The sequence below is a fragment of the Rhodococcus sp. 114MFTsu3.1 genome, assembly GCF_000383555.1.
GTDB lineage: Bacteria > Actinomycetota > Actinomycetes > Mycobacteriales > Mycobacteriaceae > Rhodococcoides > Rhodococcoides fascians_E.
The window spans coordinates 410,451-426,051 of record NZ_KB911544.1 but is presented as its reverse complement, the minus strand read 5'-3'; the positions used below and the strand labels follow the sequence as shown (position 1 = coordinate 426,051).

Genomic DNA, 15,601 nt, shown 5'->3' with positions numbered 1-15,601 from the left:
AACCCGAGGTCGTGCGGGCACCATGCCTCGCTCGGCCTCTCAGTGAGGAGAGCAGTGGCAGGCAAGGCCCGCGTGCACGAGTTGGCCAAAGAACTCGGTGTCACCAGTAAAGAACTACTCGCACGGCTCAAGGAGCAGGGCGAGTTCGTGAAGTCCGCATCATCCACCGTCGAGGCGCCGGTGGCGCGTCGACTTCGTGAATCCTTCCCGTCCGGAGCATCGGACTCGGCTCCCGCCGCAGGCGCGTCGAACGGCTCGCCCAAGCCGGCACCGTCCGCCAAGCCTGGTGCAGGACCCCGTCCGGGCCCGAAGCCCGCGGCACGCCCGGCAGCTCCGGCCTCGTCCGCTCCGGCGGCATCGGCTCCGGCTCCGGAGAGCACCCCGCAGCAGTCGGCACCCCAGCAGTCGGCACCCCAGCCGTCCGCTCCGGTACGCCCGGCTGCTCCGGCGCCGTCGCGTCCCACTCCGGCTCCTGCTCGCCCCGCGGCGCAGACTCCGGCGACCGAGAACGCAGCACCGGCGGCTCCAGCCGCATCTGCTGCGCCGGCGGCTCCCGCAGGACCCAAGCCGGGCGCACCCGGTCCGAAGCCCGGTCCCAAGGCGCCCCGTGTCGGCAACAACCCGTACTCGTCGGCTCCGGCCGAGCGTCCGGCACCGCGCCCCGCACCGGGCGGACCTCGCCCCGGCGGCGGTCGTCCGGCACCCGGTCAGGGTGGACCTCGCCCGGCTGCGCCCCAGGCGGGTAGCCGTCCGGCACCCGGCCAGGGCGGTCCCCGTCCGGCTCCGGGCCAGGGTGGCCCACGTCCGAGCCCCGGTTCCATGCCTCCGCGCCCGAACCCGGGTGCAATGCCTACTCGTTCGGCACGTCCGGGACCTGCAGCAGGTCGCCCGGGCCGCCCAGGCGGCGCTCCAGGCGGTCGTCCGGGTGGTGGCGGTGGCTACCGCGGCGGCGGCGCACCCGGCGCGCCCGGTGGTGCTCCTGCAGGTGGAGCTCCCGCAGGCGGATTCCGCGGTCGCCCAGGTGGTGGCGGTCGTCCAGGCCAGCGCGGTGCAGCAGCCGGTGCCTTCGGGCGTCCAGGTGGTGCTCCTCGGCGTGGACGTAAGTCGAAGCGTCAGAAGAGGCAGGAATACGACTCCATGCAGGCGCCCGCCGTCGGCGGCGTCAGGCTGCCACGCGGCAACGGCGAAACGATTCGCCTTGCCCGCGGTGCGTCGCTGTCCGATTTCGCGGAGAAGATCGACGCGAACCCGGCGGCACTCGTGCAGGCCCTGTTCAACCTCGGCGAGATGGTGACGGCCACTCAGTCGGTCAACGACGAGACGCTGGAACTGCTCGGCGGCGAGATGAACTACGTCGTCCAGGTCGTCAGCCCGGAGGACGAGGACCGCGAGCTGCTCGACAGCTTCGACCTGACCTACGGCGAGGACGAGGGTGGCGAGGAAGACCTCGAACAGCGTCCTCCTGTGGTCACCGTCATGGGCCACGTCGACCACGGTAAGACCCGCTTGCTCGACTCGATCCGCAACACGGCCGTTCGTGAGGGCGAAGCCGGCGGAATCACGCAGCACATCGGTGCCTACCAGGTGTTGACCGAGCTCGAAGGCAACGAGCGTCTCGTGACCTTCATCGACACCCCCGGTCACGAGGCCTTCACGGCCATGCGTGCTCGCGGTGCCAAGGCCACCGACCTCGCAATCCTGGTCGTCGCGGCCGACGACGGCGTCATGCCGCAGACGGTCGAGGCCATCAACCACGCGCAGGCTGCGGATGTACCGATCGTGGTCGCGGTCAACAAGATCGACAAGGAAGGCGCGAACCCGGACAAGATCCGGCAGCAGCTGACCGAGTACGGACTGGTTGCCGAGGAGTACGGCGGCGACACAATGTTCGTCGACATCTCCGCCAAGCAGGGCACCAACATCGATGCCCTCCTCGAAGCGGTGCTGCTGACGGCGGATGCTGCTCTCGACCTGCGGGCCAACCCGGACATGGACGCTCAGGGTGTTGCCATCGAGGCACACCTCGACCGCGGTCGTGGACCGGTGGCGACCGTGCTCATCCAGCGCGGAACGCTCCGCGTCGGCGACTCGATCGTGGCGGGTGACGCCTACGGACGTGTTCGTCGCATGGTCGACGAGCACGGTGCCGATGTCACCGAGGCACTGCCGTCGCGGCCGGTTCAGGTCGTCGGCTTCACCTCGGTGCCCGGAGCAGGCGACAACCTCCTCGTCGTCGACGAGGACCGCATCGCCCGTCAGATTGCCGATCGACGCAACGCACGCAAGCGCAACGCGCTCGCCGCGAAGAGTCGCAAGCGCATCAGCCTCGACGATCTCGATGCAGCTCTGAAGGAGACTTCGCAGCTCAACCTGATCCTCAAGGGTGACAACTCCGGAACGGTGGAGGCCCTCGAAGAGGCTCTCCTCGGTATCGAGATCGACGACGAAGTCGAACTGCGCGTCATCGACCGCGGTGTCGGTGGCGTCACGGAGACCAACGTCAACCTGGCGTCGGCATCCAACGCGATCATCATCGGCTTCAACGTGCGCGCGGAGGGCAAGGCCACCGAGCTGGCCAACCGCGAGGGCGTCGACATCCGGTACTACTCCGTCATCTACCAGGCGATCGACGAAATCGAGAAGGCCCTCAAGGGCATGCTCAAGCCGATCTACGAAGAGGTGGCACTGGGTCAGGCCGAAATCCGCGCGCTGTTCCGTTCCTCCAAGGTCGGAAACATCGCAGGTTGCCTCGTCACCTCCGGTACGATCCGTCGCAATGCCAAGGCTCGGTTGCTGCGTGACAACGCAGTGGTCGCGGAGACCGTCACCATCTCCTCGCTTCGCCGCGAGAAGGACGACGCGGTCGAGGTGCGCGAGGGATACGAATGTGGTCTCACGGTGACGTACTCGGACATCAAGGTGGGAGATGTCATCGAGGCGTACGAGCTTCGTGAGAAGCCTCGCGACTAGTGACGTGGTCACTGGTGGCAGTGGTGAGTAGGGGAGTGGCACTGCATTGAGTTCTGCTTCGGCGGCGGTACGGCACACGTACCGCCGCCGGAGCGTCTCACGCGAACCGATCGAAGGAAGGCCTCGTGTACCTGGGTGCTCTGGAGCTGGACGTACTGCTGGGGGACATACGTTCGCTCGCCGACAAGCGGTCGACCGTGGAACCGGTCCTGTCGGAACTGCAGCGGTTCGGTGTGTCCGCGGCGGAGACGGGTGAACGTGACCGATTTCGGCGCTCGCTGTTCGGTATAGCCGCGGTCGGATCGGATGTCGACGGTCTGCACGACAAGCTGGACGAATGCGAGCGGCACGTCGCCGAACGTCACGATCTGGAATTGTTGGCAGTAAGAAGAAGAATTTTCGGTCCCGAGGACTGACTCGGGCACCGTGTGTGAGGAGCGTGGAGTTCATGGTGGATCAGGCGAGAGCTCGGCGGCTCTCCAAGCGAATTGCCGCCATCGTTGCGACGGCCATCGACCACGAGGTCAAGGACCCGCGGTTGGCGTTCGTGACCATCACCGACTGCAAGGTCACGGCTGACCTGCACGATGCGACGATCTATTACACCGTCATGGGTGAGGACCTGGACACCGCACCTGATCTCGAGGGTGCAGCCGCCGGTCTGGAGAAGGCGAAGGGCGTTCTCCGGTCGAAGGTCGGCGCAGGTACAGGAGTGCGGTTCACCCCCACGTTGACGTTCGTGACGGACACCGTTCCGGACACGGCGCGGCACATGGAGGAACTGCTCGCCCGCGCGCGCGAAGCGGACAGCGAAGTCGCCAGGGTCGCGGCCTCCGCCAAGCCGGCCGGTGACCCGGATCCGTACAAGGCTCCGCGCGAAGCATCGTCGGACCCGAACGCCGACCTGGACTGATCGACGTGACGACGACACCCGGCATCGAGTCGGTGGAGACCGAGCTCACCTCGGCTGTGTCCTTGCTGGACACCGCGCAGAGCGTGACCGTGCTCTGCCACGTGCACCCGGATGCCGACACGATCGGGAGCGGCTTGGCCCTTGCTCTGGTCCTGCATCGCCGAGGCGTCCCGGTACAGGTGTCGTTCGCCGTCCCCGACACGCTTCCCGAGTCCATGAACGAGCTGCCTGGGTGCGAGCTGCTCGTCCCGTCGGACCAAGTCCGGTCTCAGGTGGACTTGGTGGTGACGGTCGACGCGGGCAGCCGCGGGCGTCTCGGTAGCTTGGCGAGTCGGATCGACTCGGCGCGCGCGTCCCTGGTGATCGACCATCACCGTTCCAACACTCGATTCGGATCGCTGAACGTGGTCGATGCCGACGCCGAGTCCACGACAGCCGTCATCACCCGCCTTCTCGATCTCTGGAACGTCGACATCGATGCCGAGTTGGCGCACTGCCTGTTCGCGGGCCTGGTGACCGACACAGGCTCGTTCCGGTGGGTCCGTCCCGGCTCGCATCTGCTGGCCGAGCGCTTGCTCGCGACGGGTATCGACGGTGGTGCCATCGCACGCAAACTTCTCGACAGTCATCCCTTCGGTTGGCTGCCCATGCTCGGTTCCGTCCTCGGTTCGGCAACGCTGGTGCCCGACGCAGTCGGCGGTCGTGGCCTGGTGTACGCGGCGATCCTTCGTGAGAACTCCGAAGGGCTTCGGTCCGAGGAGATCGAAAGTGTCATCGACATCGTCCGAACCACTACGGAGGCAGAAGTAGCGGCGGTACTGAAGCAGCAGGCGGGCGACGAATGGACGGTGTCGCTTCGGTCGAAGGCATCGGTCGACGTGTCCGCGGTGGCAGCAGCTCTGGGCGGCGGCGGTCATCGCAACGCTGCCGGCTTCACTGCTTTCGGCTCGAAATCGGACGTGATCGAGACTCTGACAGATGCCCTCGGGTGACGTCGACGCCTCCCAGGATGCGTCACCTCGTCGGATACTCGGGCTTGCGCTTCCCGCGCTCGGTGTCCTCGCTGCGGAACCGTTGTACCTGCTGTTCGATGCGGCTGTCGTAGGTAGGCTCGGAGCAGCGGCCCTTGCCGGGCTGGCGGTCGGCGGCCTGGTTCTGGCCCAGGTCAGTACCCAATTGACGTTTCTGTCCTACGGCACGACTGCCCGCGCTGCCCGCATGCACGGAGCGGGTCGTGAACGTGACGCCGTGGGCGAGGGCGCGCAGGCGACCTGGCTCGCACTGATACTCGGAACAGTCATCGTGGGCGTCATGCAGGTGCTGTGCGTACCGATCCTCACCGTCATCGGCGGCGGCGGCGACATCACGGCCCAGGCAGTGCAGTGGTTCCGCGTCGCGGTGCTCGGCGTGCCGTTCATTCTCGTGTCACTTGCCGGGAACGGGTGGATGCGTGGTGTCCAGAACACGGTGAGGCCTCTTCGATTCGTCCTGGTCGGGCTCGGCCTGTCCGCTGTGTTGTGCCCACTGCTGGTGCACGGACTCGCGGGGTTCCCCGATCTCGGCCTGGTCGGGTCCGCAGTGGCAAACGTCGTCGGCCAGGCTGTGTCGGGCGCGTTCTTCGTGGCCGCGGTGGTGCGTTCCGGCGTGCCGCTGCGACCGTCGTGGTCGATCATGCGCGCACAGTTGGTACTGGGTCGCGACCTTGTCCTCCGCAGCCTGGCATTCCAAGCGTGCTTCCTGTCGGCCGCGGCCGTGGCGTCGAGATTCGGTGCCGCGTCGGTCGCCGCCAATCAGGTGGTCCTGCACATGTGGAACCTGGTGTCCCTCACGCTCGACTCTCTTGCCATAGCCGCGCAGACCTTGGTGGGCGCGGCGCTGGGTAGAGGGGATGTGCGCGGTGCCACCCGCCTCGGATGGCGACTGACGGTGTGGTCCACGATCTTCGCCGCGGTCCTCGCGGGCGTGTTCGCGGTAGGCCGTCCGGTGATACCGGCTCTGTTCACCACCGACGGCAGCGTCGTGGCCGAGATGCACTCGATCTGGTGGATCTTCGTCGTCATCGTTCCGATCGCCGGTGTGGTGTTCGCCCTCGACGGGGTGCTCCTCGGCGCAGGCGACGCAGCATTCCTCCGAACGGCCACACTGGCGTGCGCTCTGATCGGATTCCTACCCGCGATCTGGATGGCCCTGGCCTTCGACTGGGGACTGCGCGGAATCTGGTTCGGGCTCGGCGTGTTCGTCACCCTGCGCATGATCGCGGTCGTGGTGAGGACACTGTCCGGCAAGTGGGCACTGGTCGGCGCCGACATTCAGCGTGAGGCCGGATGAATCGTCACTTCCTGGCTCTTGACGACGAAGAACACGTCCATCCCAGGTTCGAGGTGCAATTCCGCGACGGCGGCAGGCGTCACATCCGCGGCGATGCCGGGGCTGCCGTCCGAATGCTTGGCCGCACGTAGTCGAACGGTGGCGCCGTGGACGTCCATCTCGGCGATCGTCACCGGAAAGACGTTGCGCGGACTCGCATGCGGGGCTTCGATGTGGACGGCGACCGACGACGGCGCGAACACGGCGACGGCACCGCCTGCCACGGACTCCCCGTGACCGTGGACCGTCGAACCCCAGGCGGTCGTCAGCGAGCCTGTGCTGTCCGCGGTCCCGGCGACCAGGTTCACCCCGGCTATCCTGGCGGCGAATGCGCTGCGAGGCGCGGTGAGTACCTCGGTCGTCGGGCCTCGCTCGACGATCCTTCCCTTCTCGACGACGACGACGGTGTCCGCGAGTGCCAGTGCGTCGAGCAGGTCGTGGGTCACCACGACGGCGGTGCGTCTCTGCTCGCGCAGGACGGTGCGGAGCAAGCGGCGCACCGCAGGCGCAGTGTCGATGTCGAGGGCGGCCATCGGCTCGTCGAGAAGAAGAACCCGCGGGTCGGCCGCGAGCGCTCGTGCGATGGCTACTCGCTGGGCTTGTCCGCCCGAGAGCCCTCTCGGTCGGCGGTCGGCGAGCTCCAACGCGTCGACCGCGCCGAGCCACGTACGGGCCGTCGTATGCGCCTGACGTCGCCCGGCTCCTCGGCTGCGCGGCGCGAACGCGACGTTGGCCTCGACCGACAGATGCGGAAACAGCAGTGGCTTCTGCGTAAGGCTCGCCACGCCACGTGCATGAGCGGGGACGAATGTCCCAGTGCTGGTGTCGGTCACGACGTCCGGCCCCAGCACGACACGTCCTGTATCCGGTCTGAGCAGGCCTGCTATCAGCGAGAGCAAGGTGGACTTGCCTGCTCCGTTCGGCCCGAGGACAGCGACCGTCTCGCCGTCGTCGGCGTCGAACTGTATGTCCACGCCGCGGGCGGCGACGTCGGCGCTCAGGTGTATCGAACTCACAGCACAGGCCCCCTCACAATGCGCCGGCGACCCGGCGACCGCGTGCTGCGACGACGATGACGGCGGCGACCACGATCAGCAGCAGGGACAGTGCGACGGCAGCGTCGGCATCGGTTTCACGCTGGAGGTAGATCTCCAGTGGCAGAGTCCTCGTTCTTCCTTCCAGCGATCCCGCGAACGTCAGCGTGGCACCGAATTCACCGAGGGCACGGGCGAATGCGAGAACCGCGCCGGACACGAGGCCGGGCAACACCAACGGAACGGTGACCCGGCGCAGCACCGTGGTGGGCTTGGCACCGAGAGTGGCGGCCACTGTTTCGTAGTCGCGGCCCGAAGTCCGCAGTGCGCCTTCGAGGCTCACCACGAGGAAAGGCAGAGACACGAACGTCTGCGCCAGGACCACTGCCGTCGTCGAGAAGGCAATCGAGATACCCCATGCTTCGAGATGTTCACCGATCAATCCGAGACGACCGAACGTGTAGAGCAGGGCGATCCCGCCGACGACGGGAGGCAACACGAGGGGGAGCAAGACCAGCGCACGAAGGACGGACAGACCGGTGAATTCCGTCCGTGCGAGGACGAGCGCCATCGGAACTCCGAACACGACGCACAGCAGCGTGCTGATCGCGGCGGTCTTCATGCTGAGCAGCAGGGCCGTCCGCGACGACTCCGACGTGACGAGCGGAACGAAGTCGGTCCACTCGATTCGAAGGAGAATCGCGACGAGTGGAAGGACCACGAACACTGCGCCGACTGCCGCGGGGACGAAGATCCAGCCCGGTAGGCCGAGTCGGACGTCGTTCCCGCGGCGCGTAAAGATCACGGTGCGGCGAATCCTGCCTCGGCCAGAACTTTCCGGCCCTGCTCTCCGGTGACGAGGGCTTCGAATGCGGCTGCGGTGGCGGCGTTGTCGCTGTTCTTCAGCACCACGATCGGGTAGGTGTTGACGGCACCCGACGCCTCCGGGAACTCGACCGCGGTGACCTGATCGCCGGCGCCCGCGGCGTCCGTGACGTAGACCAGGCCCGCGTCGGCCTGGCCCGAGGTGACCTTACCGAGTACGTCGGTGACGGCGGACTCCTCACTGACCGCGGGGATCGTGGTTCCGGTAGCGTCCTCGACCTTCTGGGTGGCACTTCCGCATGGAACCTGGGGTGCGCAGACGACCGTCAGTACGTCCGGGTTCGCGAGGTCCGCGAACGACGTCACGTTCTTGGGGTTGCCCGGAGCAGTGACGATGGTGAGTGTGTTCGTGGCGAAGTCCACCGGGTCCCCGTCGACGAGATTCCCTTCCACCGCCTTGGTCATGTTGTTGGTGTCGGCCGAGGCGAAGACGTCGGCGGGAGCGCCCTGAGCGATTTGGTTCACCAGGTCGGACGATCCGGCGAAATTGAATTGGACGGTGGCGCCGGGGTGCTCGGCCTCGAACGTCTCGCCGAGCTCGGTGAACGTGGCCTTCAGTGACGCGGCTGCGAACACGGTGATGTCACCGGTGACGTCGGATCCCGACGAAGATTCGGACGCGCTGGTGGGCTCGGTCGAGTCCATCAGCGCGTCCGAATCGTCGGCGTTCGAGCATGCGGACAGAAGTGCGGCGCACGATCCGACTGCGACGAGAGTAGTGACGAGTGATCGCTTCAATGGTCTTCCTCCACGAGAAATGGCCTGTTCAGGGCGCTTCGACGATGACGGTGGTTGCTTTCACGACGGCGACGGAGATCTTCCCCGGTTCGAGCCCCAGTGTGCGTACCGATTCCGTGCTCATCAGCGAGACGACGGTGAACGGTCCGCACTGCATTTCGACTTCGCTCATCACGGTGTCCGAGGTGACCTTGGTGACGAGTCCGACCAACCGGTTCCGCGCCGAACTCTCGGTGCCCGTCGGGTCCGGCGGCGGCGACGCGTGGTCTCGGGCGAACGTGGCGAGCACGGCGCCGTCGACGACCTTGCGGCCCGCCTCGTCCTTGCCTGCGGGTAGGGCTCCGCTGTCGATCCATCGGCGCACCGTGTCGTCGCTCACGCCGAGCAGGGCGGCGGCGTCGCGTACCCGAATCCGTGATTGCGGCATGAATGAGACTTTAGACCAGCAGATGCGGATCCACTGCGTCGATCATCGGTTTCGTCGGGAGATCACCCTCTGCGCGGCGAAGTGAGCCGCGAGCAACGCGACGATGCAGACGACCGCGGTGATCGCGAACCCGGTCACGAAGTTGTCGGAGGCGATTCCGGCGAGGAACGCGGCCATGACCGACAGAATCAGACCCGCCCGGAGCGCGCTCTTGTTTCCCATGTGTCCGATTCTCGCATCCGGCCGACGCCGTGGGTCGAGCGCGCGTCGCCGGTAGTGGCAGGGGACAATCAGGAATGGCAGGGGTCAACCACGCGTTGGTTCTGCATCGAGGACGCAACCACACCGTGATCGGAAGGACTTCTGGCCTGTGACAGCCAAGCTCTGGGCAGTCAGCGACATCCACGTCGGCCACCGCGGTAATCGGCCGGTCACCGAGGACATTCATCCCGAGTCTCCCGAGGATTGGCTCATCGTCGCCGGTGACGTCTCCGAGAAGACGGACGACATCAGATGGGCGCTGGAACTGCTGCGCAGCAGGTTCGCCGAGGTGATCTGGGTGCCGGGAAATCACGAGTTGTGGACCACGGCGAAGGATCCGGTTCAGATCCACGGCGTTGCACGCTACGAGTACCTGGTGAACCTGTGTCGCGAGATCGGCGTCGTGACACCGGAGGATCCGTACCCGGTCTGGGAGGGCGAAGGGGGACCGGCGACGTTGGTACCGATGTTCCTCCTCTACGACTACTCGTTTCTGCCGCGAGGTGCGATCGACAAGGAGCACGGACTGAAGATCGCGCGGGACAAGAACGTCGTCGCAACGGACGAATTCCTTCTCTCGCCCCAGCCGTACGCCACCAGGGACGCTTGGTGCCGGGCTCGAATCGACAGCACTCGTGCACGACTCGACGCGCTCGACACTTCCGTTCCCACGGTTTTGATCAATCACTTCCCGATGGTTCGGCAGCCGACCGACGTTCTGTTCTATCCGGAGTTCGCTTTGTGGTGCGGCTCGACGCTGACTGCGGATTGGCACACCCGTTACAACGCGATCTGCTCGGTCTACGGGCATCTGCACATTCCGCGGACGACATATTACGACGGGGTGCGGTTCGAGGAGGTGTCCGTCGGCTACCCGCGAGAGTGGCAGCGACGTGGTCTGCCGTCGAACGTGCTGCGTCAGATTCTCCCGATTCCCGAGTACCCCGAGGGCACGCTGAACAAATGGGGCGGTCACTTCACGGTGACTCCCGAAATGGAGGCGGAAGTAGAGAAGATGAGGGCGAACAAGTGATCGAGTCGATCCTGCCGAACGGTGTCGTCGCTGCAGAACTCTTCGAAGATCCGCCCGGGCTGCAACCGCATCCGCTCGAGGCGCCGCTCGTGGCGAAGGCGGTGGACAAACGCAAGCGTGAATTCACGTCGGCCCGTCACTGCGCCCGCGTTGCGATGGACAAGCTCGGTGTCGAGCCGGCTCCGATCCTGCGCGGCAAGTCCGGTGCGCCGCAATGGCCCAAGGGTGTCGTCGGCTCGCTGACGCATTGCGACGGGTATCGAGGTGCCGTCCTGGCGCACGCCCTGCAGATCCGCTCGGTGGGTATCGACGCCGAACCTCACGGCCCTCTACCCGACGGGGTTCTCGATGCCGTGAGCCTGGACAAGGAACGTGAGTGGCTGTCGGGGGCGGATTCCAGTCTTCACTGGGATCGGCTTCTGTTCTGCGCCAAGGAAGCCACCTACAAGGCGTGGGAGCCGCTGACGGGCAGATGGCTCGGATTCGAGGACGCCCACATCACGTTCGAGCGAACGGGTACGGGAACCGATCTGTCCGGAACGTTCCACTCGACCCTTCTGGTGCCGGGCACCACGATCAGTGGACCCCCGCTGAGCTCGTTCGACGGTAGATGGCTCGTCTCCGACGGACTGATCGTCACGGCGATTGCAGTGACCTGACCTGCCTCCTGGCAGAATGAACTCCCGTGTCTGCACGTGGGAAGTTGTCGTCCGGCCTCGTCGGCGCCGGGTTGTTGATCGTCGACAAAGAAGCCGGGGTGACGAGCCACGACGTGGTCGCGTCGTGCCGAAAGTTGCTGAACACCCGCAAGGTCGGGCATGCGGGGACCTTGGACCCGATGGCCACGGGGGTGCTCGTGTTGGGAATCGAACGGGCGACGAAGATGCTCGGTCTGCTGGCGTTGACGACCAAGGCGTACACCGCGACCATCCGGCTCGGGCGTACCACGACCACCGATGACGCCGAAGGGGACACCGTCCTCGACGTCGACGCGTCGGCAGTGACGGACGAGGCGGTCGCTCGGCACGTGGCCGTGTTGACCGGTGAGATCGATCAGGTCCCGTCCAGTGTCAGCGCCATCAAGGTGGACGGTCAGCGCGCGCACAAGTTGGTGCGGGCCGGCGAGGACTTCACGATTCCGTCACGGCGAGTGACGGTGACGAGGTTCGATGTCGTGGGCCGACAGGACGTGCCGGACGGCGGTTTCGTCGATCTCGACGTGGAGGTCGACTGTTCGTCCGGAACTTACGTGCGTGCTCTGGCGCGTGATCTCGGCGACGCGCTGGGGGTGGGTGGCCACCTGACGCTGCTGCGCCGCACGAGAGTCGGTCCCTTCACTCTCGAACATGCGCGCACGCTGGAGGACCTTGCCGAATCACCGTCGGTCAGCCTGGATATCGACGAGGCCGCGAGGACGGCGTTTCCGCACCGTGAGATCAGTGCGGAGGAAGCAGAGTCGATCAGCCAGGGGCGGTGGCTCGATCCGATCGGTCTGTCGGGGGTGTATGCGGCGATCGATCCGACCGGTCACACCATCGCCCTGTTGCAGGAGAAGGGCAAGCGTGCAAGTTCGGTGATGGTCGTGAGGCCGGCGACACTGCGCGGCCTGTAGGGCACCGTCGTCAGGCGGGGATCATCCAGATCGCCTCGGCGGCCCGTTGGCCGAGGTCGATCGGGCCTGCGCTCTCGGTCTTGCCGAGTTCGATGGCGACCGTTCCGGCGAAGTCACGGCGCTCGACGACGGTGATCGACAGGTCGAGGGTGATACCGACGGAGTCGAAGTAGCGAAGCATCGCCGGATCGGAATCCGAGATGCGGGCAACGCGGCCACACTGCCCGTCCACGTAGTCGCTCAGGCGCGTTGCTTCCGGTGAGGCGATGTCGCCGTCGACGGACGGGATCGGGTCGCCGTGCGGATCGCGTTCGGGGAAGCCGAGTTTGGCGTCGATCCGCGCCATCATGAGATCCGAGACCGCGTGCTCGAGGATCTCGGCTTCGTCGTGCACCTCGTCCCATCCGTAACCGAGTTCGCGAACGAGGAAGGTCTCGATCAGGCGGTGACGACGCACCATCGCGATCGCCGCGGTGCGTCCGCGTTCGGTCAGCGAGATCGCGCCGTAGCGCGCGTGGTCGACCATGCCCTGGTCGGCCAGCTTGCGGATTGCCTCGGACACCGTGGATGCGGACACTCCGATGCGCTCCGACAACATCTTGGTGCTGACCGAGTCCTCGCTCCACTCGCTGGCTGTCCAGATGACCTTCAGGTAGTCCTGTGCAACGGCCGACAGTTGCACGTTTTCGGCCGCGATAGGTTCACCGGTTCTTTCCGCCACGAAAGCGAGCTTAGGCAATCCACTCGGAAATGACACGTTGCCTCCGGCGCGTTCAGGCCGCGACCTCCGTGCGCCTGCGCACCGCGCGAGTCACCAGACCCTGGCTCGGGCTGAACAGGTACGCGAGCAGGAACACCAGTCCCTGTGCCAGCACAACCATGCCGCCTGACGACACGTCGAGGTAGAAGCTGACGTAGATGCCCACCACGGCGCAGCCGACGCCGATGGTCGGCGCGAGCACGAGCATCCGCCCGAAGCGATCGGTCAGCAGGTACGCGGTGGCGCCTGGCGTGATGAGCATGGCGACCACGAGGATCACTCCGACGGCCTGAAGCGCGACGACGGTGGTGAGGGCGAGCAGCGTCAACATCAGACCCGAGAGCACGGTCGGGGAGATGCCGACGGCCTGAGCCTGCGTGCGGTCGAACGCGAACAGCGTGAAGTCCCGGCGCTTGGCGACCATCACGCCGAACGCGAGACCGCCGAGCACGATCACCTGCCACATGTCGCCGCGTGACACTCCGAGGAGGTTGCCGAACAGTATGTGATTGAGGTCGATCTGGCTCGGAAACTTCGAGATCAACACGACACCGAGCGCGAACAGAGTGGTGAACACCACCCCGATCGCGGCGTCCTCCTTCACCAAGGTGGTGTTGCGGACGACGCCGATCGCTCCGACGGCGATCAGTGCGAACAGCAGTGCGCCGATCGCGAACGGTGCGCCGAGTAGATAGGACAGCGCCACGCCGGGAAGGACGGCGTGCGAGACGGCGTCGCCCATGAGCGACCATCCGATCAGCACGAGCCAGCAGCTCAACACCGCGCACACGATCGATGCGACGACCGTCACGAGCAGCGCACGCTGAATGAAGGTGTACTGCAGAGGTTCGACGATGATGTCGACGAGAACCATGGTCAGCTCGCTTCCGATGTGGTCGAGACGCCGAAGGCCAATGCCAGGTTGTCCGGTTTCAGAACCTCTCGGGGATCTCCGTGCATCAGGACCCGCTGTTGAAGCAGGACGGCCTCGTCGCACAGATCCGGGAGAGCGTGCAGGTCGTGCGTCGAGACGAGGATCGTCGAGCCGGCCGCCGCGATTTCCTTCAGCAACCGAGTGATGGTGGCCTCGGTGCGCTTGTCCACCCCTGCGAACGGTTCGTCGAGCAGCAGGAGTGACGCCTCCTGGGCGATGGCTCGCGCCACGAACGCTCGTTTGCGCTGGCCGCCCGACAGTCGGCCGATCTGGCGATCCGCGAGGTCGGTGAGGTTCACTCGGTCCAGGGCGGCGTCGACGGCGTCGTGATCCCGTGCACGTGGTGAGCGCATCCAATTCTGCTTCCCGTAGCGACCCATCATCACCACGTCTCGGACGCTGACGGGGAACGTCCAGTCCACCGACTCACTCTGCGGGACATAACTGACCGTCCCGTTCTTGCGGGCGGCGGCGGGCGCCCCTCCATGGATTCGAATGGATCCGGTGTTCGGTCGGACGACGCCCATGATCGCTTTGAACAGGGTCGACTTGCCGGATCCGTTCATGCCCACGAGGCCGCAGACGCGGCCGGATTCGAGGGTGAGGGAGGCGTCGCTCAGTGCGGTCACCTCACGGTAGGCGACGGAGACTCCGACGATGTCCAGTGCTGGTGTCATGGTGGTCATTCCGGCTTTCCGAGTAGTGCGTCGGTGATGGTGCGAGCGTCGTATGCGAGAAGGTCGAGGTAGGTGGGTACGGGACCGTCCTGATCACTGAGCGAGTCGACGAACAGTTTGCCGCCGAAGCGTGCTCCGGTGTCCTCGGCTACCTGCAGCTGTGCCTTGTCGGACACGGTCGACTCGCAGAACACCGCGGGTACGTCGTTGTCCTCGACGAACCGGATCGCGGACACCACCTGCTTCGGCGTGCCTTCCTGCTCGGCGTTGACCGGCCAGAGGTAGGCCTCCTGCAGGTCGAAGTCCCGGGCGAGATAGCTGAACGCACCCTCGCACGACACGAGGGCACGTTGCTCGGCGGGCAGCCGATCGAGATCGCGCTTCAGCTCGTCGCCGACAGCGCGCAGTTCGAGCTTGTAGCTCTCGGCATTGGCGCGGTAGTCCGACTCGTTGGCCGGATCGAGGCGCACGAACGCCGCGGCGATGTTGTCCACGTAGGTCTCGGCGACGACGGGAGACATCCAGGCGTGTGGGTTGGTCTTCCCGGCGTACGCGTCGTCACGGATGAACACGGGCTCGACACCAGCGCTGACGACGGCGTGCGGTGCGGGAACTCGTTCGACGAACTTCTCGAACCACGATTCGAGTCCCAGGCCGTTGTCGAGAATGAGCTCGGCTCCCTCTGCCGTCCGCAGATCTCCCGGCGTCGGCTCGTATCCGTGGATCTCGGCGCCGGCCTTGGTGATCGACTCGACGCGCAGGTGGTCCCCGGCGACATTGCGTGCCATGTCTGCAAGCACCGTGAACGTCGTGAGGACGAGCGGGCGCCCGTCGTCGGCGATGATCGGTTCGTCGTCGCCTACGGAGCGGGCGCAGCCCGCCAGAATCGCAACGCCGAGCAGGACGGCTGCGATGCGTCGAAGAAATAAGTTCGGCACGCCGAAATCTTGGCAGAGTGTTTGCAGGTTTGTCCACTGCTGTTCGCCGCGA

Annotated in this window: 17 protein-coding genes; 8 read left to right on the top strand and 9 right to left on the bottom strand. The window is 66.0% G+C overall.

All coding sequences use genetic code 11. The annotated features are described in order from the left end of the window. The first annotated feature begins 54 nt into the window (after positions 1–54). The 5 genes from infB (at position 55) to H292_RS0101995 (ending at position 6,211) form a co-directional block, all read left to right on the top strand. Entirely contained in the window at positions 55–2,970 is a 2,916-nt protein-coding gene (gene infB / locus H292_RS27775) for a translation initiation factor IF-2 (RefSeq protein WP_081631836.1), read from the top strand. Between the two features lie 125 nt (positions 2,971–3,095). Further along, complete coding sequence (locus H292_RS0102010; RefSeq protein WP_019664192.1) at positions 3,096–3,386, top strand: DUF503 domain-containing protein; 291 nt, start codon at positions 3,096–3,098, stop codon at positions 3,384–3,386. Positions 3,387–3,418: 32 nt separating this feature from the next. Then, positions 3,419–3,883 (top strand): 30S ribosome-binding factor RbfA, encoded by a 465-nt coding sequence (gene rbfA / locus H292_RS0102005; protein ID WP_026347625.1) that lies wholly within the window; start codon positions 3,419–3,421, stop codon positions 3,881–3,883. Between the two features lie 5 nt (positions 3,884–3,888). Next, positions 3,889–4,875, top strand: coding sequence for a DHH family phosphoesterase (locus tag H292_RS0102000; protein WP_020110261.1), 987 nt, complete (start codon positions 3,889–3,891; stop codon positions 4,873–4,875). Next, the gene (locus H292_RS0101995; protein WP_020110260.1) at positions 4,862–6,211 is read left to right on the top strand and encodes an MATE family efflux transporter; all 1,350 of its coding nucleotides are present in this window, start codon (positions 4,862–4,864) and stop codon (positions 6,209–6,211) included. Before H292_RS0102000 ends, H292_RS0101995 begins: the two co-directional genes overlap by 14 nt. Here H292_RS0101995 and H292_RS0101990 read toward each other — a convergent pair. The 5 genes from H292_RS0101990 to H292_RS0101970 are packed head-to-tail and all read right to left on the bottom strand — an operon-like array spanning position 6,193 to position 9,556. Further along, the gene (locus H292_RS0101990; protein WP_027498557.1) at positions 6,193–7,266 is read right to left on the bottom strand and encodes a sulfate/molybdate ABC transporter ATP-binding protein; all 1,074 of its coding nucleotides are present in this window, start codon (positions 7,264–7,266) and stop codon (positions 6,193–6,195) included. The two genes, H292_RS0101995 and H292_RS0101990, sit on opposite strands and share 19 nt — an antisense overlap. Positions 7,267–7,279: 13 nt before the next feature. After that, positions 7,280–8,089, bottom strand: coding sequence for an ABC transporter permease (locus tag H292_RS0101985; protein WP_019664187.1), 810 nt, complete (start codon positions 8,087–8,089; stop codon positions 7,280–7,282). After that, positions 8,086–8,907, bottom strand: a complete 822-nt coding sequence (modA, locus tag H292_RS0101980; protein ID WP_020110258.1) for a molybdate ABC transporter substrate-binding protein — start codon at positions 8,905–8,907, stop codon at positions 8,086–8,088. Before modA ends, H292_RS0101985 begins: the two co-directional genes overlap by 4 nt. A gap of 28 nt (positions 8,908–8,935) precedes the next feature. Then, positions 8,936–9,334 (bottom strand): TOBE domain-containing protein, encoded by a 399-nt coding sequence (locus H292_RS0101975; RefSeq protein WP_020110257.1) that lies wholly within the window; start codon positions 9,332–9,334, stop codon positions 8,936–8,938. 42 nt (positions 9,335–9,376) lie between these two features. Continuing rightward, positions 9,377–9,556, bottom strand: coding sequence for a hypothetical protein (locus H292_RS0101970; protein ID WP_020110256.1), 180 nt, complete (start codon positions 9,554–9,556; stop codon positions 9,377–9,379). Positions 9,557–9,704: 148 nt separating this feature from the next. Between H292_RS0101970 and H292_RS0101965 the strand changes: the two genes are divergently transcribed. From H292_RS0101965 to truB, 3 genes are read left to right on the top strand one after another with little or no spacing between them, the layout of a single operon-like run. Further along, the gene (locus H292_RS0101965; RefSeq protein WP_020110255.1) at positions 9,705–10,628 is read left to right on the top strand and encodes a metallophosphoesterase family protein; all 924 of its coding nucleotides are present in this window, start codon (positions 9,705–9,707) and stop codon (positions 10,626–10,628) included. Further along, positions 10,625–11,287 (top strand): 4'-phosphopantetheinyl transferase Npt, encoded by a 663-nt coding sequence (gene npt, locus H292_RS0101960; protein ID WP_019664182.1) that lies wholly within the window; start codon positions 10,625–10,627, stop codon positions 11,285–11,287. The genes H292_RS0101965 and npt overlap by 4 nt, the downstream gene beginning before the upstream one ends. A 26-nt stretch (positions 11,288–11,313) precedes the next feature. Then, on the top strand, positions 11,314–12,240 hold the full coding sequence (truB, locus tag H292_RS0101955; RefSeq protein WP_020110254.1) for a tRNA pseudouridine(55) synthase TruB: 927 nt from the start codon (positions 11,314–11,316) through the stop codon (positions 12,238–12,240). A 10-nt stretch (positions 12,241–12,250) separates the two neighbouring features. On the opposite strand, the gene H292_RS0101950 is transcribed toward truB, so the two are convergent. From H292_RS0101950 to H292_RS0101935, 4 genes are read right to left on the bottom strand one after another with little or no spacing between them, the layout of a single operon-like run. Continuing rightward, positions 12,251–12,961 (bottom strand): metal-dependent transcriptional regulator, encoded by a 711-nt coding sequence (locus H292_RS0101950; protein ID WP_019664180.1) that lies wholly within the window; start codon positions 12,959–12,961, stop codon positions 12,251–12,253. A 52-nt stretch (positions 12,962–13,013) separates the two neighbouring features. Next, positions 13,014–13,874: a metal ABC transporter permease gene (locus H292_RS0101945; RefSeq protein WP_019664179.1), complete on the bottom strand. Its 861-nt coding sequence runs from the start codon at positions 13,872–13,874 to the stop codon at positions 13,014–13,016. A gap of 2 nt (positions 13,875–13,876) precedes the next feature. After that, complete coding sequence (locus H292_RS0101940; RefSeq protein ID WP_019664178.1) at positions 13,877–14,620, bottom strand: metal ABC transporter ATP-binding protein; 744 nt, start codon at positions 14,618–14,620, stop codon at positions 13,877–13,879. Beyond that, on the bottom strand, positions 14,617–15,549 hold the full coding sequence (locus H292_RS0101935; protein ID WP_019664177.1) for a metal ABC transporter substrate-binding protein: 933 nt from the start codon (positions 15,547–15,549) through the stop codon (positions 14,617–14,619). The genes H292_RS0101940 and H292_RS0101935 overlap by 4 nt, the downstream gene beginning before the upstream one ends. Positions 15,550–15,601: the final 52 nt, after the last annotated feature.